The sequence below is a fragment of the Serratia sp. JKS296 genome (assembly GCF_900215445.1).
In the GTDB taxonomy this organism is placed as follows: Bacteria; Pseudomonadota; Gammaproteobacteria; order Enterobacterales; family Enterobacteriaceae; genus Serratia; species Serratia marcescens.
This window is the reverse complement of sequence record NZ_OCMX01000001.1, coordinates 3,921,866-3,945,520: the sequence shown is the minus strand read 5'-3', so window position 1 is coordinate 3,945,520 and position 23,655 is coordinate 3,921,866. Positions and strand designations below refer to the sequence as shown.

The following is a 23,655-nucleotide window of genomic DNA, read 5'->3' as shown; positions in this document are numbered from 1 at the left end:
CCGGCCGGGTATGACTACCCGGCTTTTTTTTACCCGAAGCCTGGCGTTACAAATCCGCCAGCTGCGCGAGATACGGCTGCAGATCGCCGATGTTGTTGCTGACCCATTCCGGGTTGTAATAGGTATCCAGATAACGCTCGCCGCTGTCGCACAGCAGGGTGACGATCGCCCCTTGCTCGCCGTTTTCCCGCATCTGCTTCGCCAACTGCAGCGCACCCCAAACGTTGGTGCCGGTAGAGGCGCCAACCTTGCGGCCCAGCACGCCTTCCAGCCAGTGAATGGTGGCGACGCTGGCGGCATCCGGCACGCGCAGCATGTTGTCGACCACCGACGGGATGAACGACGGCTCGGCGCGCGGGCGGCCGATGCCTTCGATACGGCTGCCGCAGCTGCCGATCAGGGTGCGATCGCCGTGGTGGAAGCAGTCATAGAACACCGAGTTTTCCGGATCGACCACCGTCAATTGGGTGTCGTGCCCCTGATAGCGGATATAGCGCCCCAGCGTGGCGGAGGTGCCGCCGGTGCCGGCGCTCATCACGATGTGTTTCGGCACCGGGAAGGGTTCGCGCGCCATCTGGCGGAAGATGCTGTCGGCGATGTTGTTGTTGCCGCGCCAGTCGGTGGCGCGCTCGGCGTAGGTGAACTGATCCATATAGTGGCCGTTCAGCTCTTTCGCCAGCTGTTCGGAGGCGGCGTAGATCTGGGCGGCGTGATCGACGAAGTGACAGCGGCCGCCATAGAAGGCGATCTGCTCCACCTTGCGGCGCGCGGTGCAGGACGGCATCACCGCGATGAACGGCAGGCCGATCAGACGGGCGAAGTAGGCTTCGGACACCGCGGTGCTGCCCGAAGAGGCCTCGATGATGGTGGTGTTCTCGGTGATCCAGCCGTTGCACAGGCCATAAAGGAACAGCGAGCGCGCCAGGCGGTGTTTCAGGCTGCCGGTCGGGTGGGTGCTCTCATCTTTCAGGTACAGGCAGATGCCGGGAAACGCCGGCAGGTTCAGGCGAATCAGATGCGTATCGGCGGAGCGCTGAAAATCCGCTTCTATTTCACCGATAGCATATTTTACCCAAGAGTTTGTCATGATTTGGCCTCAGAATAGGGGGCTGGTTTATGGCGTAGCATAGCCTGTCGGCGGGAAAAAAGGATTGCCATTTTCCCTGTTTAATTGCCTAATGAGAGAAAATTTTTCTCCTGGTGGCCGCTATGTTAGATAAAACAGACCGTAAGCTGCTGTGCATGCTGCAGCAAGATTGCACCCAGTCGCTGCAGGCGCTGGCCGATGCGGTCAATTTGACCTCGACGCCGTGCTGGAAACGGCTGAAGCGCCTGGAGGACGAGGGCTATATTCGCGGCCGAGTGGCCTTGCTGGATAATGAAAAGCTCGGCCTGGGGTTGACGGCGTTCGTGCTGATCAAGACCCAGCAGCACAGCAGCGAGTGGTATCAGGCGTTTGTGCAGTTGACCAGCCAAATGCCCGAGGTGCTGGCGTTCTACCGGATGGCGGGGGAGTACGACTACCTGATGCAGGTCGAAGTGGCGGACATGAAAAGCTACGACGGCTTTTATAAGCGCCTGGTGAACGGCGTACCGGGCCTTATTGACGTCACCTCGAGCTTTGCCATGGAAAAAATCAAATACACCACCGCGCTGCCGGTGCCGGAGTGAAAAGTTCACCGGACGGGCGGCTCAACGATGGTATCCTGCTCTGCTGAAGCAGAAAAAGAGACAAATCCCATAAAATCCTGGAATCAAACTGCGTGAGATTATTTGCACAAATCGGCTGGTACTTCCGCCGGGAGTGGCGCCGCTACCTCGGGGCGGTGGTGCTGCTGATCGTCATCGCCATCCTGCAACTGTTGCCGCCTAAGCTGGTCGGCATCATCGTGGACGGCGTCACCGAAAAACAGATGTCCACCGGCGTGCTGATGGCCTGGCTCGGGCTGATGATCGGCACCGCGATCGTCGTTTACCTGCTGCGCTATGTGTGGCGGGTATTGCTGTTCGGCGCCTCCTACCAGCTGGCGGTCGAACTGCGCGAAAACTTTTACCGCCAGCTCAGCCGACAAAACCCGGCGTTCTACCTGCGCCACCGCACCGGCGACCTGATGGCGCGCGCCACCAACGATGTGGATCGCGTGGTGTTCGCCGCCGGTGAAGGCGTGCTGACGTTGGTGGATTCGCTGGTGATGGGGGTGGTGGTGCTGGTGGTGATGAGCACCCAAATCAGCTGGCAGCTGACGGTGTTGGCGTTAATCCCGATGCCGCTGATGGCGATCGCCATCAAATATTATGGCGACCAGCTGCACCAGCGCTTTAAATCGGCGCAGGCGGCGTTTTCCAGCCTGAACGATCAGGCGCAGGAAAGCATGACCAGCATACGCATGATCAAGGCCTTTGGGCTGGAAGATCACCAATCGAACCGCTTCGCCGATGTCGCGGCGCAGACCGGGGCCAAGAACATGCACGTGGCGCGGGTGGATGCTCGCTTCGATCCGACCATTTATATCGCCATCGGCGCGTCTAACCTGTTGGCCATCGGCGGCGGCAGCTGGATGGTGGTGAACGGTTCACTGACGCTCGGGCAACTGACCAGCTTTGTGATGTACCTCGGCTTGATGATCTGGCCGATGCTGGCGCTGGCCTGGATGTTCAATATCGTCGAGCGCGGCAGCGCGGCCTACAGCCGCATCCGCAGCCTGCTCGATGAGGCGCCGGCGGTGCAGGATGGCCCGCAGGCGTTGCCGGCCGGGCGCGGCGTGCTGGACGTGGATATCCGCGCGTTCCACTACCCGGACAACCCACATCCGGCGCTGCACGATGTGGCGCTGACGTTGAAGCCGGGGCAGATGCTGGGGCTGTGCGGGCCGACCGGGGCCGGTAAGTCGACATTACTGTCGCTGATCCAGCGCCAGTTCGACGTCGACCAAGGGCAGATCCGCTATCACGGCCTGCCGTTACCGCAGGTCAAACTTGACGACTGGCGTTCGCGGTTGTCGGTGGTGAGCCAAACGCCGTTCCTGTTCTCCGATACCGTGGCGAACAACATCGCGCTGGGCCATCCGGGGGCGACGCAGGCGCAGATCGAACAGGCGGCGCGGTTGGCCAGCGTCCATGAGGACATTCTGCGGCTGCCGCAGGGCTATGACACCGAGGTGGGCGAACGCGGCGTGATGCTGTCGGGCGGGCAGAAACAGCGCATCTCTATTGCACGAGCGCTGCTGCTGGATGCGGAAATCCTGATCCTCGACGATGCGCTGTCGGCGGTGGATGGCCGTACCGAACACCAGATCCTGCACAACCTGCGCAGCTGGGGACAAGATCGCACGGTGATCATCAGCGCGCACCGGCTGTCGGCATTGACCGAAGCCAGCGAGATCCTGGTGATGCAGCACGGCGGCGTGGCGCAGCGCGGCGATCCGGCTGCGTTGGCGGCGCAGCCGGGCTGGTATCGCGATATGTACCGTTATCAGCAGCTGGAAGCGGCGCTGGACGAAGCGCCGGAAAACGGCGAGGAGGCGTTGGCCGATGAATAAAGTGCAAAAGCTGTGGCCGACGCTGAAGCGGCTGCTGGCCTACGGCTCGCCGTACCGCAAACCGCTGGGGCTGGCGGTGCTGATGCTGTGGATCGCGGCGGCGGCGGAAGTCGCCGGGCCGATCCTGGTGAGCTATTTTATCGATAATTACGTCGCCAAAGGGCAACTACCGCTGATGATCGTCGGCGGGCTGGCGGCGGCCTACATTCTGCTGGAGCTGCTGGCGGCGGCGCTGCACTACTTCCAGGCGCTGCTGTTCAACCAGGCGGCGGTGGGGGTGGTGCAGCGGCTGCGCACCGACGTGATGGACGCCGCGCTGCGCCAGCCGCTCAGCGCCTTCGACACGCAACCGGTCGGGCAATTGATCTCGCGCGTTACCAACGACACCGAAGTGATCAAGGATCTGTACGTGATGGTGGTCTCCACGGTGCTGAAAAGCGCCGCGCTGATCGGCGCCATGCTGGTGGCGATGTTCAGCCTCGACTGGCGCATGGCGCTGGTGGCCATCTGCATCTTCCCGGCGGTGTTCGTGGTGATGGGCATTTATCAATATTACAGCACGCCGATCGTGCGCCGGGTGCGCAGTTATCTGGCGGACATCAACGACGGTTTCAACGAAGTGATCAACGGCATGGGCGTGATCCAGCAATTCCGCCAGCAGGTGCGCTTCGGCGAGCGCATGAGCGCCGCCAGCCAGTCGCACTATCTCGCGCGCATGCAGACCCTGCGGCTCGACGGTTTCCTGCTGCGGCCGCTGCTCAGCCTGTTTTCGGCGCTGGTGCTGTGCGGTTTGCTGATGTTGTTCGGCTTCAGCGGCGAAGGCGTGATTGGCGTCGGCGTGCTCTATGCCTTCATCAACTACCTGGGGCGTTTGAACGAACCGTTGATCGAGCTGACGTCACAACAGTCGATCCTGCAGCAGGCGGTGGTGGCCGGCGAACGTATTTTCGAACTGATGGATCGCAGCCAGCAGAGCTACGGCGCCGACGATAGTCCATTGGCCGGCGGCCGTATCGACATCACCGATCTGAGCTTCGCTTACCGCGCGGATAAAAAGGTGCTGCAGCATATTTCGCTGTCGGTGCCGTCGCGCGGCTTCGTGGCGCTGGTCGGGCACACCGGCAGCGGCAAGAGCACCTTGGCTAACCTGCTGATGGGTTATTACCCGGTCAGCGAGGGGGAAGTGCGTCTCGATGGTCGCCCGATCTCCAGCTTGTCGCACCGCACGCTGCGCCAGGGCGTAGCGATGGTGCAGCAGGATCCGGTGGTGATCGCCGATTCGGTGCTGGCCAACGTCACGTTGGGGCGCAATATCGAGGAAGACGCCGTTTGGCGGGCGCTGGAAACGGTGCAGCTGGCGGATCTGGTGCGCGGCTTCCCGCAGGGTATCCACACCCGCCTGGGAGAGCAGGGCAATAACCTGTCGGTCGGGCAGAAACAGCTGCTGGCGATGGCGCGGGTCTTGGTGCAGGCGCCGCAGATCCTGATCCTCGACGAGGCGACCGCCAATATCGACTCGGGCACCGAACAGGCTATCCAGCGCGCGCTGCGTGCGATCCGCGAGCACACCACGCTGGTGGTGATCGCCCACCGGCTGTCGACCATCGTCGATGCCGATTCCATTTTGGTGCTGCATCGCGGCCAGGCGGTGGAGCAGGGCAACCATCAGCAGCTGCTGGCGCAGCAGGGGCGTTACTACCAGATGTACCAGCTGCAGTTGGCGGGCGAACAACTGGCGGAAGCGGTGCGCGAGGAGAGCCAACCCGCCTGAACATGGGCCGCGCTCGCGGCCCTTCTTTCTTTCCAACGCACCATAAGCAGGCAAACCATCTGGGCCACGCCCCCTTTCTGCACTTTTTCGACGCGATGCGCACCAAATCGGTGCGCATTATTTAACCTATCCAAGGTATTGGTGCCGTGCTGCCTCGCGGCTGCGCCCGCGTGCCCGCTAATCCGCTGAATCGCCCTGCAAAATTAAATTTGGCACAGCCCTTGCTACATATGACGCGTACCAGGGGTGAGTTTGGGCTTAATTCGTGGAGGGGCAATATGAAGCTGGTGACCGTGGTAATCAAACCGTTCAAGCTGGAGGACGTGCGCGAGGCCTTGTCCTCCGTGGGCATTCAGGGGTTGACCGTAACCGAAGTGAAGGGCTTTGGCCGCCAGAAGGGGCACGCCGAGCTGTATCGCGGCGCCGAATATAACGTCAACTTCCTGCCCAAGGTCAAAATCGATATCGCCATCGCCGACGATCAGTTGGATGAAGTGGTTGATGTGATTAGCAAAGCCGCCTACACCGGCAAAATCGGCGACGGCAAAATTTTCGTTGCCGAATTGCAACGCGTGATCCGCATTCGCACCGGTGAAACCGACGAATCGGCACTGTAACCGCGAACTCAGTTAAGTGATGGGGATGATTGATAATGAAAAGACTGTTATCCATGTTGGGCCTGAGTTCGGTAACCCTGGTTCCTTCTTTGGCCCTGGCCGCCCCGGCGGTCGCCGATAAGGCCGACAACGCCTTTATGATGATCTGCACCGCGTTGGTGCTGTTCATGACGCTGCCGGGCATCGCGCTGTTTTACGGCGGTCTGCTGCGCGGTAAAAACGTGCTGTCGATGCTGACGCAGGTCACCGTCACCTTCGCGTTGGTCTGCGTGCTGTGGGTGCTGTATGGCTACAGCCTGGCGTTCAGCGAAGGCAATGCGGTGTTCGGCGGATTCGAGACGGCGATGTTGAAAGGCATCGGCATCGACAGCGTCACCGGCAGCATCAGCCAGATGATCCACGTCGCTTTCCAGGCCTCTTTCGCCTGTATCACCGTGGCGTTGGTGGTGGGCGGCTTCGCCGAACGCATTCGTTTCTCGGCGGTGCTGATCTTCGCGATCCTGTGGTTCACGCTGTCTTATCTGCCGATCGCGCACATGGTGTGGGGTGGCGGTTACCTGGCCGCCGACGGCGCATTGGACTTCGCCGGCGGCACCGTGGTGCACATAAACGCCGCCAGCGCCGGGTTGATCGGCGCCTACCTGATTGGCAAACGCGCCGGCTTCGGTAAAGAGGCCTTCAAACCGCACAACCTGCCGATGGTGTTTACCGGGGCGTCCATCCTGTATATCGGCTGGTTCGGCTTCAATGCCGGTTCCGCCAGTGCGGCCAACGGCATTGCGGCCTTGGCATTCCTCAATACCGTGGTTGCCACTGCGGGCGCCATTCTCTCCTGGACCTTCGCCGAGTGGGTGCTGCGCGGCAAGCCTTCATTGCTGGGCGCCTGCTCCGGCATGATCGCCGGGCTGGTTGCAGTGACGCCGGCGGCGGGCACCGTGGGGGTGGGCGGGGCGTTGATCATCGGCCTGGTGGGCGGCGTTGCCGGCCTGTGGGGCGTCGTGACGCTGAAAAAATGGCTGAAAGTGGACGACACCTGCGACGTGTTCGGTGTGCACGGGGTGTGCGGCATCGTCGGCTGCCTGTTGACCGGGGTGTTCACCGCCTCTTCACTGGGCGGCACCGGTTACGCCGAAGGGGTGACGATGGGCCATCAGGTCTGGATCCAACTGGTGAGCGTGCTGATCACGCTGGTGTGGTCGAGCGTCGCCGCCTTTATCGCCTTCAAGATCGCGGGCGCCATGGTTGGATTGAGAGTGCCGGAGGAGCAGGAACGCGAGGGGCTGGACGTCAACAGCCACGGCGAGAGCGCCTACAACCAGTAAGGCTCAAAGCAGGGCAGTGCGCTAAAGACTAAAATAATGATGAAGCCAAAAGGGGCGATGGAAACATCGCCCCTTTCTTTATGCTGCGGATCAGGCGTCGCGTTGGCGAATCACCCCTTCCTGCACGGTGGTGGCGACCAGTACGCCGTCGCGGGTATAAATCTGGCCGCGCACAAAGCCCCGTGCGCCGGAGGCGGAGGAGCTCTCCACCGCGTACAGCAGCCAGTCATCCATGCGGAACGGGCGGTGGAACCACATTGAGTGGTCAATGGTGGCCACCTGCATGCCCGGCTCGAGGAAACCGACGCCGTGCGGCTGCAGCGCCGTCGGCAGGAAATTAAAGTCCGACGCGTAGCCCAGCAGATATTGGTGGATGCGCTGATCGTCCGGCATGCTGCCGTTGGCGCGGAACCACACATAGCGATGCGGTTCTTCCACGCTGCCTTTCAGCGGGTTATGGAATTTCACCGGGCGCATTTCGATCGGCTTCTGGCCGATAAATTTTTCGCGCACTTTTTCCGGCAGCATATGCGCCAGCTTCTGGGCGATCTCTGATTCAGACAGCAGCCCTTCCGGCGGCGGCACGTCCGGCATCAGGTTCTGATGCTCGAAGCCCGTTTCCGGACTTTGGAAGGAGGCGGTCATATAGAAGATAGGTTTGCCGTGCTGGATGGCGCTGACGCGGCGCGCGCTGAAGCTGTTGCCGTCGCGCAGGGTTTCCACGTCGTAAACGATAGGTTTGCTGCTGTCGCCCGGGCGCAGGAAGTAGCTGTGGAACGAATGCACGCTGCGCTCGTCCGGCACCGTTTGTTTGGCGGCGTACAACGCCTGACCGACCACCTGCCCGCCGAACACCTGGCGCAGCCCCAGATCTTCACTCTGACCGCGGAACAATCCTTCTTCGATTTTCTCCAGATCCAGCAGATCGAGGAGGTTTTGCAATGCCTGGCTCATAAAGTTGTTACCTTTCTAATAATCATTTTGCGCAGTGTGCGGAATATCACGGCGCGGCGTCAACATTTTGCGTTAAGGGCCGATGAGAATGCTCTTAATCATGGACGCCTTGGGCTGTTTAAGTGATTAATAGACGGGGTAAAGTGGATTTATCAGTGTTTTGTGCTAGGTTTAATAGGTGAGGTGGTGAAAGCCACCAACATGTTGATAATAAAAAAGGAGACCGATCCATGAAACTCTGGCAAATCGTAGGCGGTGCCGCGGCACTGACGATCACGCTGGCAGGATGCGCGCAAAAGAGTGCCGATGTGCCTACACAGGCGGCCGGTAACCCGGCGGCTGCGCAAACGCAGATTCAGGGCCCGGCGGTGACAGGTTCGGTTAATATACGTCAGCGCATTGCGCTGCCGCCGGACGCCGTACTGACGGTCACCCTCTCTGACGCTTCGCTGGCAGATGCGCCGTCCAAAGTGATTGCACAGCGCGCGGTACGTACTGAAGGGCAGCAGGCGCCATTCAGCTTTACGCTGCCGTACAACCCGTCCGACATCCAACCGAATGCGCGCATCATTCTGAGCGCGGCGGTGACGGTCAACGGGCGCCTGATGTTCATTACCGACACCATCCAGGAAGTGGTTAACCGCAACGGCACCCGCGCCGATCTGCTGCTGGTTCCGGTTCAGGGTGTGCCGATTCAGGCTGCGCCAACCGCCATGCAGTAAACTTACTGCGGTACAGCAAGATGAAATCAACAGCCTTTGCGCTTCGGCCAAAGGCTGTTTTGTTTTACCAGCGCCAGCCGTAGCGTTCGAAATCGACCGTGCTGTGTGGGCCGAAAATTATCCCCTCCGCCAGCAGTGCCTGCCGTTGCCGTTGAAAATCCTCCCCCTGCTGCGAGATCTGTCCGTGCCGGTTGATCACCCGGTGCCAGGGCAGCGTGCTGCCTTCGGGCAAACGCCGCAGCACGCCGCCAACCTGACGCGCGGCGCGCGGCGAGCCGGCCAGCCGGGCGACTTCACCGTAAGTGGTGACTTTGCCGAACGGGATGGCGGCCACGATATGGAAAACCCGCTGGCTGAAAGAGGCGTCTTCTGGTTGCATATTGCTGTTCCTGCACGAGTCAAAACCCAGGTGAAGAGTGTGCCACAGCGCAGGTGGGTAAGAAAACAGCGGTTGGCCCCGGTTGGCTTGCTATTTGGTGGGGCATCGCCGATAATGCCCACCGCTTCAGAGTACAGAAGCCGTCAATGGGGGCCCTGTTGGTTCTCCCGCAACACTAACTTGTGAACTCGGTCAGGTCCGGAAGGAAGCAGCCGCAGCAGGTGACGTGTGTGCCGGGATGTAGCTGGCAGGGTCCCCACCCATTTGGGCTTCGCCAATCCGCGCTTTTGTCACCTCTCTTCCACGTATCTATTATCCATTTCTGTCATCAGGCAGAGCGACACGCATTTCTTTTCTTCCCGCCCTCAATTCTTTTGGATAATGAATTAGCGGTGCTGGGGGCAGGCATAGTGAGGCGGGCGATGAGGTAACCTGTCTCGATAAAAAAAGAAAATTGTTTCCGGAAATATTATTATCGAAAGAGGGAACGTAAATGAAGTTTTACTGTCAATAGGAAAAGTACGTATTTAACTTGAACATTGAGGCCGATAAAAGCATCGGCTCAACGCGTTGGGGGGCTGATTATCTGACATATTTCCAAACGGAGGTGGGGATTTTGTCATACAGTTTGTTCATGGTGAGCTCTGCCAGACGGTGATCGGCCGCTGAGTAAAACAGCTCCAGTTCATCATCGGAAAGCTCGTACTTATTTTTCTCAATAACACGTTCGAGAGTATCAATCGTGGTGCATTTACGTAAACGCATCAGATAGTCGGTTTTAGTCATGGTGGCCTTTAGTTTAATAACCGTAAAATAGCTTGGGAATAATTATCCCCTAAGTTTTCATTGTCGTACAGATGTCCTCTCCTGAGAACATTCTGAATAATCTCGCCTTGGTTTTTTGCCAGCGGCGCAGGTCGGAATCATTGATACCATAGCTGCTGAACAGCGTATAGGTATCGTCGAGATATTCTTCGACTAACTCCGACAGGTCAGATTCGTCCATGTATTTAATTTTATAACTCATCACAAACGAAGCGATATGTTCGATCAACTCATTAAGCTGCAGGTTGACGGAGGACGTCGGATCGTTGACCCACCCATGATGACTGTCTCCCAGGGTAGCGATACCTTCATCATACAAATTTTCGCACAAGAATTTGAGCTGAGCAATGTCGTGCCGCTTAGGCGAATACTCATCCATATCATCCCCTCCGTAAGTCTTAATTGCGGTGTGATAACACTATGTGAGTAAGCTGATTTACATCATGAACGGAGGCAGCTTAACGGTGGTTAAATAAACTTCCCGTAAAATGAATATAAATCATTTTTTCGCGTTTGGCCTGTAGTTATTACGTAAACTTACAATTCATCCGCAGTTGATGGGCGTGAGTTATCAATGATGTCGAAGATTAAACCCCGTGACGTCACTTGAAACCGGACGCTGTCGTTGATGATATCTTCGCTGTTGATATCCAGGCAGGCATTAAAAATGCCCCACTTATAACGATAACTCATTGAATAATCGCCGCCACCTTGCTGCACTATATCAAGTATTTCTAATGAATCTTCGGCATAGCGTGCGCTTTCAGAATAAAAGCTGAGTCCGCTGGTCAGCGCCGGCACTAACTCCGCGCTATTGTCATTAATCACTTTCTTTAATTTTTTAACAGAAAGTGCGTTGACTTCCAGGTTACAGGCAAGGGTAACAAGCATTAATCTCGGCCAACAACAATGTTATCTGCTTATCTTACTCCTTTTCCGCCCTCGTCGGTAAATTTTTCGATTTACCGCTGTTCTTTACCTTACGCCAACATTCCAACCGAATGGAAATAGCCCTGAGTTTTGTAAGGGGGACGGGGGAAGATCCGCTGTGCGAGGGATTGTTACGTTCCGTTGCATTATTGTCGCGCCATAGCTTGAGATACGGTAGTTGTTGTGATGTTATATTATAACCATTAACCCGTCATTTTGGTCACCACATTGATTCCCACTTCGCAACATGGCGCCGCGTCGTCACTGAATTCGTTGTTCACCACCTCCGCTGCCGCGCGTTGTGCGGGTGCCGCTGTGCTGCTGGCTCTGCTGTGGCTCGGCATCTTTTGGGCGGTATCGCTGCCATGATCACCCTGCGCCAGTTGGTGCTGGGCTATGGCACCACGCCGCTTTTTCCGCCGCTGAGCGGGCAGTTTACCGCCGGCTCGTTGACCGCGGTGGTGGGCGTCAATGGGGCCGGAAAATCGACATTGCTGAAAACGCTCGCCGGTTTGCTGCCGCCGATGAGCGGCAGCCTGAATTTTAGCGGCGGAAAGCCGCCGCGCAGAGCTTATTTGCCGCAGCAGGCGGAATTGGATCGGCAATTCCCGATCGCGGTGAGCGATCTGGTGGCGATGGGCTGTTGGCCGCAAAGCGGCATGTTCGGAGGCATGAACAAGCGTGCGGCGAGCCAGGTCAATGAGGCGTTGGCGAGCGTTGGCATGAGCGCGCTGGTGCGCAACCCGGTGGGCGAGCTGTCCGGCGGTCAGGTGCAGCGGGTGTTGTTTGCGCGCCTGCTGGTCCAACAAGCGCCGCTGATTTTGCTGGATGAACCTTTCACCGGTATCGACAGCGCCACCACGCAGATCCTGCTGCAGGCGATCGCGCAACTGCACCGGCAGGGGAAAACGGTGATCGCCGTGCTGCACGATATGTCGATGGTCGCCGAGCATTTTCCGCAGGCGCTGTTGCTGACGCCGCAGGCTTGCCACTGGGGCGCGGCCGAGCAAGTGCTGGAGCAGGTGCCGAGGCATCACGCCGCCGAACGGCAGCCGGATCTGCGGGCGGTGGTGCCATGATGCTGTTGCATGGGCTTATCGATCCTTTTCTCTCTTTCGGTTTTATGCGTCGCGCGCTGATGGCTTGCCTGGCGTTGTCGCTCAGCGCCGCCCCGCTGGGCGTGTTTCTGCTGCTGCGCCGCATGAGTCTGGTCGGGGATGCCTTGTCCCACGCGGTGTTGCCGGGCGCGGCGATCGGCTATCTGATCTCCGGCATGTCGCTGGTGGCGATGGGCGTAGGCGGCTTTATCGCCGGGCTGGCGGTGGCGATGTTGTCCGGCCTGGTGAGCCGCCGCACGCCGCTGAAAGAGGACGCCAGCTTCGCCGGATTCTATCTGGGTTCACTGGCGCTGGGGGTCACGCTGGTCTCGCTGCGCGGTTCCAGCGTGGATCTGCTGCACGTGTTGTTCGGTTCGATCCTGGCGGTGGATGCGCAGGCGATGCTGATGGTCGGTGCGATCGCCTCGGTTTCGCTGCTGGCGCTGGCGGCGCTGTACCGCGCGCTGGTGATCGAATCCTTCGACGTCACTTTCCTGCGCGTTAACGCGCCGCGCCGGTTGGCGCTGATCCACGGCCTGTTTTTGGCGCTGGTGGTGGTCAATCTGGTGGCGGGATTCCAGATCCTCGGCACCCTGATGTCGGTTGGGTTAATGATGTTGCCCGCCGCCAGCGCGCGCTTCTGGGCGCGCAATCTGCCGCAGACGCTGGCGACGGCGATGGGCATCGGCGCGCTTTCCAGTCTGATTGGGCTGGTGTGGTCCTATCACGCTTCGCTGCCCGCCGGCCCGGCGATCGTGCTCAGCGCCAGCATCCTCTTTTTTGTCTCAATCCTGTTTGGAACGCGCGGAGGCATTTACGCCTTTGCGCGCCGTTGAGAAGTGCCATTTGCAAGGAGAAAGTATGAAACGTTTACCTATATCGCTGGCGGTTGCTGCTCTGCTGGCCAGCCCATTGGCGATGGCGAAGACCGTCGACGCCGTCGCCAGCTTTTCCATTCTGGGAGATATCGTCAAGCAGGTGGGCGGCGATCACGTCAAGGTCAGCACGCTGGTGGGGCCGGATGGCGATCCGCACAGTTTCGAGCCTTCGCCGCAGGACGGCAAGAAGCTGGCTCAGGCTGATGTGGTCTTCGTCAGCGGCCTGGGGCTGGAAGGGTGGATCGATCGCCTGGTCAGCGCTTCGGGTTATAAAGGGCAGGTGATCACCGCTTCACAGGGCATCAACACCCGCCAGATGGAAGAGGATGGCAAACCGATTACCGATCCTCACGCCTGGAACAGCATGAAAAACGGCGTGCAGTACGCCACCAACGTGATGAACGCCCTGATCGCCGCCGATCCTGAGGATGCCAACTATTTTCGCCAGCGCGGCACCGACTACATTCAGCAGCTGCAAAAGTTGGATCTGTGGGCCAAAACCCAGTTCGCCGCAGTGCCGCCGCAGAAACGTAAGGTGCTGACCAGCCATGATGCTTTTGGCTACTTTGGGCAAGAGTATGGCGTCACCTTCCTTGCCCCGGTCGGATTTTCCACCGAAGCGGAAGCCAGCGCCAGCGACGTGGCGAACCTGATTAAGCAGATTAAACAGGAGAAGGTTAACGCTTACTTTATCGAAAACCAGACCGATCCGCGGCTGGTGAAACAGATTGCCGCCGCCACCGGCGCCAAGGCGGGCGGCGAGCTGTACCCTGAAGCGCTCTCCCGCGCCGGCGGCCCGGCGGCCACCTATGAGCAGGCGTTCAAACACAATGTCGACACGCTGCTGAGCAGCATGAAGTAATCTCTGCCCCCCGCCCGCGGGTGGGGGACAGCTTGCAGGCACTTTCTCGCCATAAAAAAAGCCCCGTTGAGCAGCAACGGGGCTTTGCGACAGATGACACTTGGGAGTTAACGCTTTTTCTTACGTCCCTGTACCGCTTTGAATCGCGGATTGCTTTTACAGATCACATAGATGCGGCCACGACGACGCACGACTTTGCAATCCGGGTGGCGGTTTTTCGCCGAACGCAATGAACTCAATACCTGCATGGGGTTTCCTTGTTACTTATTGCCGATAAAGCGGCCAAAGCGCTGCTGGAAGCGCGCCGTGCTGCCTTCTTTGGAATAGTCTTTCTGCTTGCCGGTGTAATACGGATGCGAAGCGGAAGAGACGTCGAGGGTGACATACGGCCAGCTTTCGCCGTCCAGTTCGATAGTGCGATCGGTTTTGATGGTCGATCCCACTTTGAAGTAGGCATTGGCGCTGACGTCGTGGAACACCACGGTGCGGTAATCGGGGTGGATGCCGGGTTTCATAATGGCCCTCTCATGTAATGTTATACTATAACAATAATTATGCGCCGACCTGGCATCGCGATCAAGCGCAAATTGCACACAAAAGTGAATTAATGAGAATGGTTTGCATTAAGTAACTGAAACAAAATAAAAAGGCCGCATGCGCGGCCTTTTCGATTATCAGGTGGAGCTCACATCACTGAGCGATCAGTGGTGCTCTACCGGATGGCTGTGTTCCAGGTCTTCGTTCTTCTTGCTGAAGCGGCGGCGAACCACCACGAAGAACACCGGTACGAAGAAGATCGCCAAGACGGTAGCGGTGATCATCCCGCCCATTACGCCGGTACCAACCGCGTTCTGTGCGCCGGAGCCCGCACCGCTGCTGATAACCAGCGGCAGAACCCCGAGGATGAAGGCCAGGGACGTCATCAGGATTGGACGCAGACGCATACGCACCGCTTCCAATGTCGCTTCGATCAGGCCTTTGCCTTCTTTTTCCATCAGGTCTTTGGCGAATTCCACGATCAGGATGGCGTTCTTCGCCGATAGACCGATGGTGGTCAGCAGCCCCACCTGGAAGTACACGTCGTTGTTCATGCCGCGCATCGTCGCGGCCAACAACGCACCGATAACCCCCAGCGGCAATACCAGCATGACCGAGAACGGCACGGACCAGCTTTCATACAGCGCCGCCAGACACAGGAACACCACCAGAATCGAGATGGCATACAGCGCCGGCGCCTGGTTGCCCGACAGACGTTCCTGATAGGACATGCCGGTCCAGTCGTAACCGATGCCGCTTGGCAGTTTGGACGCCAGTTGCTCCATCAGGTTCATCGCTTCACCGGTACTCTTGCCCGGTGCGGCCTGGCCCAGAATTTCCATCGACGGCAAGCCGTTATAGCGTTCCAGACGCGGTGAGCCGTATTCCCACTTAGCCGAAGAGAAGGCGGAGAATGGCACCATCTGGCCGCTGGTACCGCGCACGTACCACTTGTTGATGTCTTCCGGCAGCATGCGGAACGGCGCTTCGGCCTGTACGTACACCTTCTTCACACGACCGCGGTCGATGAAGTCGTTGACGTACGAACCACCCAGTGCAGTGCTCAGCGTGCTGTTGATGGTGGTGATGCTCACGCCCAGCGCCTTGGCTTTCTCCTGATCGACGATCAGTTTGAACTGCGGCGTATCTTCCAGGCCGTTCGGGCGCACGCCCACCAGCACGTCCGGATGCTGAGCAACCATGCCCAACAGCTGGTTACGCGCTTCGGTCAGTTTTTCGTGCCCCAGGCCGCCCTGGTCAATCAGCTCGAAGTCGAAGCCGGTTGCGGTACCGAGTTCGATGATCGCCGGCAGGTTGAACGGGAACACCAGGCCTTCTTTAATCTGCGAGAAGGCGCCCATGGCGCGACCCGCGATCGCTTCGACCTTGTTCCCGGCCCCCGGACGCTCGCCCCAGTCTTTCAGGCTGACGAATGCCAGGCCGTTGTTCTGGCCGTTACCGTTGAAGCCGAAGCCCGCGACGGTAAACACCGAAACCACGTTGTCCTTTTCCTTGTTCAGGAAGTAGTCGGAGACTTCTTCCAGCACTTTGTTGGTGCGGGACTCGGTGGCGCCGGCAGGCAACTGCACCATGGTCAACAGGATGCCCTGATCTTCGTCCGGCAGGAACGAGGAAGGCAGGCGCAGGAACAGCAGGCCCATGCCAACCACGATCAGCAGGTAGATGATCAGATAGCGGCCGGTGCTGCGCAGGATGTTGCCCACGCTGTCGGTATAGTGATGCGTGCTCTTCTCGAACATGCGGTTAAACCAGCCGAAGAAGCCTGTTTTAACCCCGTGATCGCCTTTCGGGATCGGTTTGAGCATGGTGGCGCACAGCGCCGGCGTCAGGATCAAGGCCACCAGCACCGACAGCGCCATCGCGGACACGATGGTGATCGAGAACTGGCGATAGATGGCGCCGGTTGAGCCGCCAAAGAACGCCATCGGCACGAATACCGCCGACAGCACCATGGCGATGCCCACCAGCGCGCCCTGGATCTGGCCCATCGATTTACGGGTGGCTTCTTTCGGCGGCAGCCCCTCTTCGGACATGACGCGCTCGACGTTTTCCACCACCACGATGGCGTCATCCACCAGCAGGCCGATCGCCAACACCATGCCGAACATCGTCAGGGTGTTTATCGAGAAGCCGAACGCCGCGAGTATCGCAAAGGTCCCCAGCAGTACTACCGGCACCGCGATGGTTGGGATCAGCGTCGCGCGGAAGTTCTGCAGGAACAGATACATCACCAGGAACACCAGGATGATGGCTTCGATCAGCGTTTTCACCACTTCGTTGATGGAGATTTTAACGAACGGGGTGGTGTCGTACGGATAAACCACTTTCATCCCTTGCGGGAAGAATGGCGCCATCTTGGCCAGCTCGTCTTTCACACCTTTGGCGGTGTTCAAGGCGTTGGCGCCGGTTGCCAGTTTGATACCCAGGCCGGCGGCAGGCTTGCCGTTATAACGCGCGGTAACGGCATAGCTTTCCGCGCCGCGCTCGATGTGAGCGACGTCGCGCAGGCGCACCTGGGAACCGTCGGTATTCACCTTCAGCAGGATCTTGCCGAACTCTTCCGGCGAAGTCAGACGGGTCTGCGCGATGATCGAGGCGTTCAACTGTTGCCCCGGCACCGGCGGCAGGCCGCCCAGCTGGCCTGCGGCGATCTGGTTGTTCTGCTCGGTGATGGCGGAGGTCACGTCCGTAGTCGTCAGCTGGTAGTTGTTCAGCTTGTTCGGATCCAGCCAGATACGCATCGCGTACTGGGCACCGAACAGCTGCACCTCGCCCACGCCGGACGAACGGCTGATCGGATCCTTGATGTTGGACGCCACGTAGTCCGCAATATCGTCCTGCGTCATGTTCGGATCGTCGGAAACGAAGCCGGCCACCATCAGGAAGCTGCTGCTGGATTTTTCTACTTTCAGGCCCTGTTGCTGAACTTCTTGCGGCAGCAATGGGGTGGCCAACGACAGTTTGTTCTGAACCTGAACCTGCGCGATGTCAGGATCGGTGCCGGAATCAAACGTCAGGGTAATGGTGACGCTACCAGAGGAATCACTGGTGGAGGACATGTACATCAGGTTATCGATACCGTTCATGTTCTGTTCGATAATCTGCGTGACGGTATCCTGCACCGTTTTGGCATCTGCGCCCGGGTAGGTGGCGGAAATACTCACCGCCGGCGGTGCAATAGTGGGATACTGCGCGATCGGCAGTTTCATTATTGCAAGCACCCCCGCCAACATGACGATGATGGCGATTACCCAGGCGAAAATTGGGCGGTCTATAAAGAACTTAGCCATGTATTACAGGCTCCTTTTTATGACTTCTGCGCTTCAGACTGCGGCTGTTTTTGCGCCTGAGTGTCAACTTCCTGCACCTTTACCTGCGCGCCTGGATGCACTTTCATCAGGCCGGAGACGATCACGCGATCGCCGGCTTTCAGGCCATCGGTAACCAGCCATTTGTCGCCAATCGCCTGATCCGCCTTCAGCGTGCGCAGCTCAACTTTATCGTCTGCACCGACCACTAACGCCGTCGCTTCACCACGCGGGTTGCGGGTGACGCCTTGCTGCGGCACCAGCAGCGCATCGCTGCGCACGCCTTCGTCCAGACGGGCGCGCACGAACATGCCAGGCAACAGCGTATCGTTCGGGTTAGGGAACAGGGCGCGAATGGTAATGGAACCGGTGGTCTCATCGACGGTGACGTCAGAGAATTCCAGCGTGCCTTCCTGCGCATATTCGGTGCCGTTTTCCAGCATCAGTTTCACCTTGGCCTTGCCGTTTTCCTGCTTCAGCGCGCCGCTGGCCAGTTCTTGCTTCAGGCGCAGGAAGTCGGTGCTCGACTGGGTGACGTCGACATACATCGGATCCAACTGCTGCACGGTGGACAGGGCGGTCGCCTGGCCGTTGCTGACCAGCGCGCCTTCGGTCACGGCGGATTTGCCGATGCGGCCGGAGATCGGGGAGGTCACTTTGGTGTACGCCAGATTAATGCGCGCGGTTTCGACGGCGGCCTTGGCGGCCACGACGGCGGCATCCGCTTGCTGCAGCGTGGAGACGGCGTTGTCGTAGTCCTGCTTACTGATATAGCTGGTACCCAGCAATGGCTTGTAGCGGTTTACCGTCACGCGTGCGATGGAAGCGCTGGCCTGTGCTTTGGCCAAATCGCCTTTCGCGCTGTCGTAGCTGGCTTGATAGGTTGCGGGATCGATTTGGTACAGAGACGTCCCGGCCTTGATATCGCTGCCTTCGACGAAGTTGCGCTTCAGGATGATGCCGCTGACCTGAGGGCGAACTTCGGCGATACGATACGCAGCGGTGCGGCCAGGAAGATCGGTAGTGATGTTGAGAGGCTCGGCCTTCAAGGTGACTACGCCCACTTCAGGTGCCTGTTGTTGGGCACCTTGCTGTTGGGTTTCTTTATCGTTACATCCTGTTAGCACTAAGCTGCCTGAAAGCATCAGAACGGCCGCCAGAGGCGTTAACCCTCTGTTTTTGTTCATAGAAAAACCTCAAGTGTCCGATTTCAAAATGATCAATGGATCACAAGCTTTAAAACCCATTGCTGCGTTAATTATATGTGCGTGCTATGGTACATACATTCGCGAATGTATGTAAATCACACTCCCCCTAAATAACAATGCCATGGCACGAAAAACCAAACAGCAGGCGCAAGAAACCCGACAGCAAATCCTCGATGCTGCGGTGAGAGAGTTCTCTGAACGTGGCGTTGCTGCAACGTCACTGACAGATATTGCCACCGCTGCTGGGGTTACGCGTGGAGCCATTTACTGGCACTTCAAGAATAAGGTAGACCTGTTTAATGAAGTTTGGGAATCTACCGAGCCGAAAATTGACCAGCTCGAAACAGAGTATCAGGCAAAGTTTCCCGATAATCCACTGCGGGTTATCCGAGAAATTCTGATTTACATTCTGACGTCTACGGTTGAAGACGGCCGCAGGCGGGCGTTGATGGAAATTATATTCCACAAATGCGAGTTTGTCGGTGAAATGATGCCGCTGCTGGATTCGCGCAAGGTGCTGTACCTCGCCGGTTACGAACGCATCGAGGCGGTGCTGTGCAACTGCATTCACCACGGGCAATTGCCGGCCGATCTGCACACTCGTCGCGCGGCGATCATCCTGCGCGGTTATATCACCGGCCTGCTGGAAAACTGGCTGTTTATGCCGGAAAGTTTCGATTTGCGGGCTGAAGCCGAAGCGCTGGTGGATGCGTTTTTGGAGATGCTGCAGTTTTGCCCCACCTTGCGCCTCAAATCCGATATGCCGACGGCAGCACCGTCCAACGCCGGCTCCCTGCCTTTATAAGGAGAGATTTCATGTCATCAGTCGTTCTCATCGCCAATGGCGCCGCCTATGGCCACGAATCCTTGTTCAATGCGCTGCGGTTGGCCATCGCCATGAAAGAGCAGCAGAGCGATCTCGATCTGCGGCTGTTTCTGATGTCCGATGCGGTGGTGGCCGGGTTGGCCGGGCAGCAGCCGCACGAGGGGTACCACCTGCAGCAGATGCTGGAAATCCTCACCGCGCAGCAGGTGCCGGTCAAGCTGTGCAAGACCTGCGCCGACGCGCGCGGCGTCAGCCGCTTGCCGCTGGCGGACGGCGTGGCGATCGGCACCTTGGTCGAGCTGGCGCAGTGGACGCTGGCGGCGGAGAAAGTGCTGACTTTCTGATTTCGCGACAATGGGACATCACCGGCAACGCTTTTGTTGTTCGTTGCCTGCCGGCGATCGTGATAATCTTCAGGCTTCTTAACCGATCCGAAGCTAAATCATGCATCGCTGGTTGACTCTGCCTTCTCTGGCGCCGCTCATGTTTGTCGGCGCATGCCGGCGGCGCATCGCCGCCGCGACTCTCCTTTTCCTTATTTACGCGTTCAGCTCGCCGGCGCAGGCGGCGCTGAGCGGCGATCTGCCGCAGCGCAGCGAAGTGCAAAGCCAGCTGGAAATGCTGAACAAGCAAAAAGCCCTGACGCCGGTCGAAAAGCTCTCCCAGCAGGATTTGACCCGCACGCTGGAGCTGCTGGATGCCCTTGAGCGCAATCGGCAAGACGCCGCGCAGCTTAAACAGCAGGTGCAGCAGGCGCCGGCGAAACTCAGTCAGGTCACCGCCGAATTGGATGCGCTGAAGCAGCCGGTAGACAATGCGGCGGCGCGCGCTGCGCTGTTGCCGCTGTCGCTGCGTCAGTTGGAAAGCCGGCTGTATCAAACGCTCGACGAGCTGCAAAGCGCGCAGGAGAGCCTCTCCACCTACAACAGCCAACTGGTGTCGCTGCAAACCCAGCCCGAGCGGGTACAAAGCACCATGTACGCCGCCTCGCAGCGCCTGCAGGAGATCCGCAGCCAGCTCAGCGGCCAGACGCCGGGGCAAGATTCGCTGCGCAACAGTCAGCAGGTGATGCTGAGCACCGAGCAGGCGCTGCTCAATGCGCAGCTGGAGCTGCAGCGTAAAAGCCTGGAGGCCAATACCACGCTGCAGGATCTGCTGCAAAAGCAGCGCGATTACACCACCGCGCATATCGATGCGCTCGATCGGTCGGTGCAACTGCTGCAGGAGATCGTCAACAGCAAGCGGTTGACGCTGTCCGAAAAGACCGCCAAAGAGGCGCAGAACCCGGAAGACGCCACCGATATTCAGCACGATCAGCTGGTCAGCAAGCAGCTGGACGTCAACCGCCAACTGAGCCAGCGGCTGATCGCCGCCACCGAAGAGAGCAACACCCTGTTCCAGCAGAACATTCGGGTCAAGAACTGGCTCGACCGCGGGCTGCAGGCGGAGCGTAACCTGAAAGAGCAGATCCAGGTGCTGAAAGGCAGCCTGGTGCTATCGCGCATTCTGTATCAGCAGCAGCAAAGCCTGCCGCAGGGCACGCTGCTGGCGGATATGGATACGCGCATCGCCGATCTGCGGCTGGAGCAGTTCGATATCAATCAGCAACGCGACGATCTGTTCAAGGGCGAAGATTACATCAACCAGCTGGTGACCGAGAGCAAGGAAAAGGCCGGCCCGGAAGTGATCGACGCGTTGAACGAGATCGTCGACATGCGCCGCGAACTGCTGGATCAGTTGAACAAGCAGCTCAGTAACCAGCTGTCGCTGTCGATCAACCTGCAGATTAACCAACAGCAGCTCACCAGCGTCTACGGCTCGCTGCAGGATACGCTGACCCAGCAGATTTTCTGGGTCAACAGCAACAAGCCGGTCGATCTGGCGTGGCTGAAGGCGATGCCGGAGGCGGTGCGCGATCAGATTGCCGGGCTCGATCTCAAATTCGACGGCGGCAAGCTATTGCAGGGCGGGGTGAATGCGCTGGTGTTCCTGATCCCGCTGCTGTTGGCGATCGGGGTATTGCGTTGGCGCTACCGGCTGATCGACGGCCATTTACAAAAGCTGGCCAACGATGTGGGGCAACTGAAGCGCGACGGCCAACTGCATACGCCGAAGGCCATCGCGCTGACCTTGCTGAAGGTGTTGCCCGGCGCCGCGTTGCTCCTTGGCGTCGGTTTCTGGATGTATCGCGCAGATTTTGGCATCAGCGACTTTATCTGGGCATTGTCGCAGCAGCTGGCGCTGTCATGGCTGGTATTCGTTTTCAGTTACCGCATGCTGAAACCGGGCGGCATCGCCGAGCGGCATTTCAACTTCGGCCCCAACCTGTGCGCGCATTACCGCCGCCAGACGCTGCGGCTGGGGCTGGCGCTGCAGCCGCTGATCTTCTGGTCGGTATTGGGCGAAAAAGCGCCGCTGCGCCTGGTGGAAGACGTTATCGGCCAGATCGTGGTGATGTTGACGCTGGCGCTGCTCACGGTGCTGGTGTTCCCGCTGTGTCGCGACAGCTGGCGTGAAAAGGGCTCGCACGCCGTGCGGCTGGTGATGGTCACTGCGCTGGCCGCCACGCCGCTGATCCTGCTGGGGCTGATGTTCGCCGGCTACTTTTATACCACGCTGCGGCTGGCCAGCCGCTGGATAGACAGCCTGTATCTGTTTTTCCTGTGGAATATTGTGTACCTGACTGCCCTGCGCGGCCTGAGCGTGGCGGCGCGGCGTCTGGCCTACCGGCGCGCGTTGGCGCGGCGGCAAAACGTGGCGAAAGAGGGGGCCGAAGGCGGTGAACCGGTGGTGGAAGAGCCGCCGCTGGCGCTCGATCAGATCAACCAACAGTCGCTGCGCCTGACCACCCTGGTGCTGTTCGCCATCTTCGCCAGCGCCTTCTACGCCATTTGGTCGGATCTGGTGACGGTCATCGCTTACCTGGACAGCATCACGCTGTGGCATTACACCAGCACCGTGGCGGGCAGCAGCGTGGCGCAGGCGGTGACGCTGGGCAACATGATGGTGGCGATCGCCGCGGTGATCGTCGCCTACGTGCTCACCCGCAACCTGCCCGGTTTGTTGGAGGTGGTGGTGCTGTCGCGGCTGCAGCTGCGGCAGGGGGCGTCCTATGCCATCACCACCGTGCTCACTTACCTGATTACCGCCGTGGGCGCCGTGGTTGCGCTGGGATCGCTCGGCGTATCCTGGGACAAACTGCAATGGCTGGCCGCCGGTCTGACGGTCGGGCTGGGCTTCGGCCTGCAGGAGATCTTCGCCAATTTCGTCTCCGGTCTGATCATTCTGTTCGAACGCCCGATCCGCATCGGCGATACCATCACCATCGGCACCTTCTCCGGTTCGGTCAGCAAGATCCGCATTCGCGCCACCACCATTACCGACTTCGACCGCAAAGAGGTGATCATTCCGAACAAGGCGTTCGTCACCGAGCGGCTGATCAACTGGTCGTTGTCCGATACCATCACCCGCGTGCTGATCAAGGTCGGCGTGGCCTACGGCTCCGATCTCGACAAGGTGAAAAAGGTGCTGCTGCAGGCGGCGCACGACAACCCGCGGGTGATGACCGATCCCGAACCGCAGGTGTTCTTCCTCAACTTCGGCGCCAGCACGCTGGATCACGAACTGCGGCTCTATGTGCGCGAACTGCGCGATCGCAGCTACACGGTGGATGAACTGAATCGCTCAATCGACCGCTTGTGCCGGGAAAACGACATCGACATCGCTTTCAACCAGCTGGAGGTGTATCTGCATAACCAGCAGGGCAACGAAGTGCAGGAAGTGAAAAGAACGCTGTCGCCGGACGACGGCGGCCAGACGGCGGCGGATAAGCAATGAGAGGCGAAAGGGACAGCGGCGC

General features: G+C 59.0%; 22 protein-coding genes and 1 other RNA gene. 13 read left to right on the top strand and 10 right to left on the bottom strand.

Annotated elements, in window-relative coordinates:
* Positions 1-46 precede the first annotated feature (46 nt).
* Complete coding sequence (locus CRO23_RS18925) at positions 47-1,087, bottom strand: PLP-dependent cysteine synthase family protein (protein ID WP_004940335.1); 1,041 nt, start codon at positions 1,085-1,087, stop codon at positions 47-49.
* Between the two features lie 122 nt (positions 1,088-1,209).
* Between CRO23_RS18925 and CRO23_RS18920 the strand changes: the two genes are divergently transcribed.
* The 5 genes from CRO23_RS18920 (at position 1,210) to amtB (ending at position 7,249) form a co-directional block, all read left to right on the top strand.
* Complete coding sequence (locus CRO23_RS18920) at positions 1,210-1,671, top strand: Lrp/AsnC family transcriptional regulator (RefSeq protein ID WP_004940330.1); 462 nt, start codon at positions 1,210-1,212, stop codon at positions 1,669-1,671.
* Between the two features lie 92 nt (positions 1,672-1,763).
* A complete protein-coding gene (gene smdA / locus CRO23_RS18915) occupies positions 1,764-3,539 on the top strand; it encodes a multidrug efflux ABC transporter permease/ATP-binding subunit SmdA (RefSeq protein WP_016928851.1) in 1,776 nt (591 codons plus the stop codon).
* Entirely contained in the window at positions 3,532-5,310 is a 1,779-nt protein-coding gene (gene smdB, locus CRO23_RS18910) for a multidrug efflux ABC transporter permease/ATP-binding subunit SmdB (protein ID WP_016928850.1), read from the top strand. The genes smdA and smdB overlap by 8 nt, the downstream gene beginning before the upstream one ends.
* 278 nt (positions 5,311-5,588) lie before the next feature.
* Positions 5,589-5,927, top strand: a complete 339-nt coding sequence (gene glnK, locus CRO23_RS18905) for a P-II family nitrogen regulator (protein ID WP_004940327.1) — start codon at positions 5,589-5,591, stop codon at positions 5,925-5,927.
* 35 nt (positions 5,928-5,962) lie between these two features.
* Positions 5,963-7,249, top strand: coding sequence for an ammonium transporter AmtB (gene amtB / locus CRO23_RS18900; RefSeq protein WP_004940322.1), 1,287 nt, complete (start codon positions 5,963-5,965; stop codon positions 7,247-7,249).
* A 90-nt stretch (positions 7,250-7,339) separates the two neighbouring features.
* On the opposite strand, the gene tesB is transcribed toward amtB, so the two are convergent.
* Positions 7,340-8,203, bottom strand: coding sequence for an acyl-CoA thioesterase II (tesB, locus tag CRO23_RS18895; protein WP_016928847.1), 864 nt, complete (start codon positions 8,201-8,203; stop codon positions 7,340-7,342).
* Between the two features lie 230 nt (positions 8,204-8,433).
* Here tesB and CRO23_RS18890 point away from each other — a divergent pair, with 230 nt between their 5' ends.
* Positions 8,434-8,925, top strand: a complete 492-nt coding sequence (locus CRO23_RS18890; protein ID WP_016928846.1) for a YbaY family lipoprotein — start codon at positions 8,434-8,436, stop codon at positions 8,923-8,925.
* Between the two features lie 64 nt (positions 8,926-8,989).
* Here CRO23_RS18890 and CRO23_RS18885 read toward each other — a convergent pair whose 3' ends face one another.
* Positions 8,990-9,304, bottom strand: a complete 315-nt coding sequence (locus CRO23_RS18885) for an MGMT family protein (RefSeq protein ID WP_004940317.1) — start codon at positions 9,302-9,304, stop codon at positions 8,990-8,992.
* Positions 9,305-9,460: 156 nt separating this feature from the next.
* Here CRO23_RS18885 and ffs point away from each other — a divergent pair.
* Positions 9,461-9,557, top strand: an RNA gene (gene ffs / locus CRO23_RS18880) — signal recognition particle sRNA small type.
* A gap of 329 nt (positions 9,558-9,886) precedes the next feature.
* Here the strand turns inward: ffs and CRO23_RS18875 are convergent.
* The 3 genes from CRO23_RS18875 to CRO23_RS18865 form a co-directional block, all read right to left on the bottom strand.
* A complete protein-coding gene (locus CRO23_RS18875) occupies positions 9,887-10,090 on the bottom strand; it encodes an HHA domain-containing protein (protein ID WP_004940313.1) in 204 nt (67 codons plus the stop codon).
* Between the two features lie 49 nt (positions 10,091-10,139).
* The gene (tomB, locus tag CRO23_RS18870) at positions 10,140-10,508 is read right to left on the bottom strand and encodes an Hha toxicity modulator TomB (protein WP_004940312.1); all 369 of its coding nucleotides are present in this window, start codon (positions 10,506-10,508) and stop codon (positions 10,140-10,142) included.
* Positions 10,509-10,666: 158 nt separating this feature from the next.
* The gene (locus CRO23_RS18865; protein ID WP_016928845.1) at positions 10,667-11,020 is read right to left on the bottom strand and encodes a hypothetical protein; all 354 of its coding nucleotides are present in this window, start codon (positions 11,018-11,020) and stop codon (positions 10,667-10,669) included.
* Between the two features lie 404 nt (positions 11,021-11,424).
* Between CRO23_RS18865 and CRO23_RS18860 the strand changes: the two genes are divergently transcribed.
* Genes CRO23_RS18860 through CRO23_RS18850 form a run of 3 tightly spaced genes read left to right on the top strand, consistent with a single transcriptional unit; the run spans position 11,425 to position 13,896 of the window.
* Entirely contained in the window at positions 11,425-12,138 is a 714-nt protein-coding gene (locus CRO23_RS18860; protein ID WP_097103127.1) for a metal ABC transporter ATP-binding protein, read from the top strand.
* Positions 12,135-12,992: a metal ABC transporter permease gene (locus tag CRO23_RS18855; RefSeq protein ID WP_004940309.1), complete on the top strand. Its 858-nt coding sequence runs from the start codon at positions 12,135-12,137 to the stop codon at positions 12,990-12,992. The genes CRO23_RS18860 and CRO23_RS18855 overlap by 4 nt, the downstream gene beginning before the upstream one ends.
* A 25-nt stretch (positions 12,993-13,017) precedes the next feature.
* Positions 13,018-13,896: a metal ABC transporter substrate-binding protein gene (locus CRO23_RS18850; protein WP_097102650.1), complete on the top strand. Its 879-nt coding sequence runs from the start codon at positions 13,018-13,020 to the stop codon at positions 13,894-13,896.
* A 107-nt stretch (positions 13,897-14,003) separates the two neighbouring features.
* Here the strand turns inward: CRO23_RS18850 and ykgO are convergent, their stop codons facing one another.
* From ykgO to sdeX, 4 genes are all read right to left on the bottom strand, one after another.
* A complete protein-coding gene (gene ykgO / locus CRO23_RS18845; RefSeq protein ID WP_004940304.1) occupies positions 14,004-14,144 on the bottom strand; it encodes a type B 50S ribosomal protein L36 in 141 nt (46 codons plus the stop codon).
* A 12-nt stretch (positions 14,145-14,156) separates the two neighbouring features.
* Positions 14,157-14,411 (bottom strand): type B 50S ribosomal protein L31, encoded by a 255-nt coding sequence (locus CRO23_RS18840; RefSeq protein ID WP_004940303.1) that lies wholly within the window; start codon positions 14,409-14,411, stop codon positions 14,157-14,159.
* Positions 14,412-14,597: 186 nt separating this feature from the next.
* Positions 14,598-17,744 (bottom strand): multidrug efflux RND transporter permease subunit SdeY, encoded by a 3,147-nt coding sequence (gene sdeY / locus CRO23_RS18835; protein WP_016928842.1) that lies wholly within the window; start codon positions 17,742-17,744, stop codon positions 14,598-14,600.
* A gap of 17 nt (positions 17,745-17,761) precedes the next feature.
* Positions 17,762-18,949, bottom strand: a complete 1,188-nt coding sequence (gene sdeX / locus CRO23_RS18830; protein WP_004940290.1) for a multidrug efflux RND transporter periplasmic adaptor subunit SdeX — start codon at positions 18,947-18,949, stop codon at positions 17,762-17,764.
* A 142-nt stretch (positions 18,950-19,091) separates the two neighbouring features.
* Between sdeX and acrR the strand changes: the two genes are divergently transcribed.
* The 3 genes from acrR to mscK all read left to right on the top strand — a co-directional run bounded on the left by acrR (position 19,092) and on the right by mscK (position 23,633).
* Positions 19,092-19,775 (top strand): multidrug efflux transporter transcriptional repressor AcrR, encoded by a 684-nt coding sequence (acrR, locus tag CRO23_RS18825; RefSeq protein WP_042705619.1) that lies wholly within the window; start codon positions 19,092-19,094, stop codon positions 19,773-19,775.
* 11 nt (positions 19,776-19,786) lie between these two features.
* Entirely contained in the window at positions 19,787-20,140 is a 354-nt protein-coding gene (locus tag CRO23_RS18820) for a DsrE/DsrF/TusD sulfur relay family protein (RefSeq protein WP_016928839.1), read from the top strand.
* A 100-nt stretch (positions 20,141-20,240) separates the two neighbouring features.
* The gene (mscK, locus tag CRO23_RS18815; RefSeq protein ID WP_097102648.1) at positions 20,241-23,633 is read left to right on the top strand and encodes a mechanosensitive channel MscK; all 3,393 of its coding nucleotides are present in this window, start codon (positions 20,241-20,243) and stop codon (positions 23,631-23,633) included.
* The last annotated feature ends 22 nt before the right edge of the window (positions 23,634-23,655 follow it).

Coding starts and splice junctions, on each gene's coding strand:
- CRO23_RS18925 (WP_004940335.1), bottom strand. CDS start 1,087: ATGACAAACTCTTGGGTAAAATATGCTATCGGTGAAATAGAAGCGGAT.
- CRO23_RS18920 (WP_004940330.1), top strand. CDS start 1,210: ATGTTAGATAAAACAGACCGTAAGCTGCTGTGCATGCTGCAGCAAGAT.
- smdB (WP_016928850.1), top strand. CDS start 3,532: ATGAATAAAGTGCAAAAGCTGTGGCCGACGCTGAAGCGGCTGCTGGCC.
- glnK (WP_004940327.1), top strand. CDS start 5,589: ATGAAGCTGGTGACCGTGGTAATCAAACCGTTCAAGCTGGAGGACGTG.
- amtB (WP_004940322.1), top strand. CDS start 5,963: ATGAAAAGACTGTTATCCATGTTGGGCCTGAGTTCGGTAACCCTGGTT.
- tesB (WP_016928847.1), bottom strand. CDS start 8,203: ATGAGCCAGGCATTGCAAAACCTCCTCGATCTGCTGGATCTGGAGAAA.
- CRO23_RS18890 (WP_016928846.1), top strand. CDS start 8,434: ATGAAACTCTGGCAAATCGTAGGCGGTGCCGCGGCACTGACGATCACG.
- CRO23_RS18885 (WP_004940317.1), bottom strand. CDS start 9,304: ATGCAACCAGAAGACGCCTCTTTCAGCCAGCGGGTTTTCCATATCGTG.
- CRO23_RS18875 (WP_004940313.1), bottom strand. CDS start 10,090: ATGACTAAAACCGACTATCTGATGCGTTTACGTAAATGCACCACGATT.
- tomB (WP_004940312.1), bottom strand. CDS start 10,508: ATGGATGAGTATTCGCCTAAGCGGCACGACATTGCTCAGCTCAAATTC.
- CRO23_RS18865 (WP_016928845.1), bottom strand. CDS start 11,020: ATGCTTGTTACCCTTGCCTGTAACCTGGAAGTCAACGCACTTTCTGTT.
- CRO23_RS18860 (WP_097103127.1), top strand. CDS start 11,425: ATGATCACCCTGCGCCAGTTGGTGCTGGGCTATGGCACCACGCCGCTT.
- CRO23_RS18855 (WP_004940309.1), top strand. CDS start 12,135: ATGATGCTGTTGCATGGGCTTATCGATCCTTTTCTCTCTTTCGGTTTT.
- CRO23_RS18850 (WP_097102650.1), top strand. CDS start 13,018: ATGAAACGTTTACCTATATCGCTGGCGGTTGCTGCTCTGCTGGCCAGC.
- ykgO (WP_004940304.1), bottom strand. CDS start 14,144: ATGCAGGTATTGAGTTCATTGCGTTCGGCGAAAAACCGCCACCCGGAT.
- CRO23_RS18840 (WP_004940303.1), bottom strand. CDS start 14,411: ATGAAACCCGGCATCCACCCCGATTACCGCACCGTGGTGTTCCACGAC.
- sdeY (WP_016928842.1), bottom strand. CDS start 17,744: ATGGCTAAGTTCTTTATAGACCGCCCAATTTTCGCCTGGGTAATCGCC.
- sdeX (WP_004940290.1), bottom strand. CDS start 18,949: ATGAACAAAAACAGAGGGTTAACGCCTCTGGCGGCCGTTCTGATGCTT.
- acrR (WP_042705619.1), top strand. CDS start 19,092: ATGGCACGAAAAACCAAACAGCAGGCGCAAGAAACCCGACAGCAAATC.
- CRO23_RS18820 (WP_016928839.1), top strand. CDS start 19,787: ATGTCATCAGTCGTTCTCATCGCCAATGGCGCCGCCTATGGCCACGAA.
- mscK (WP_097102648.1), top strand. CDS start 20,241: ATGCATCGCTGGTTGACTCTGCCTTCTCTGGCGCCGCTCATGTTTGTC.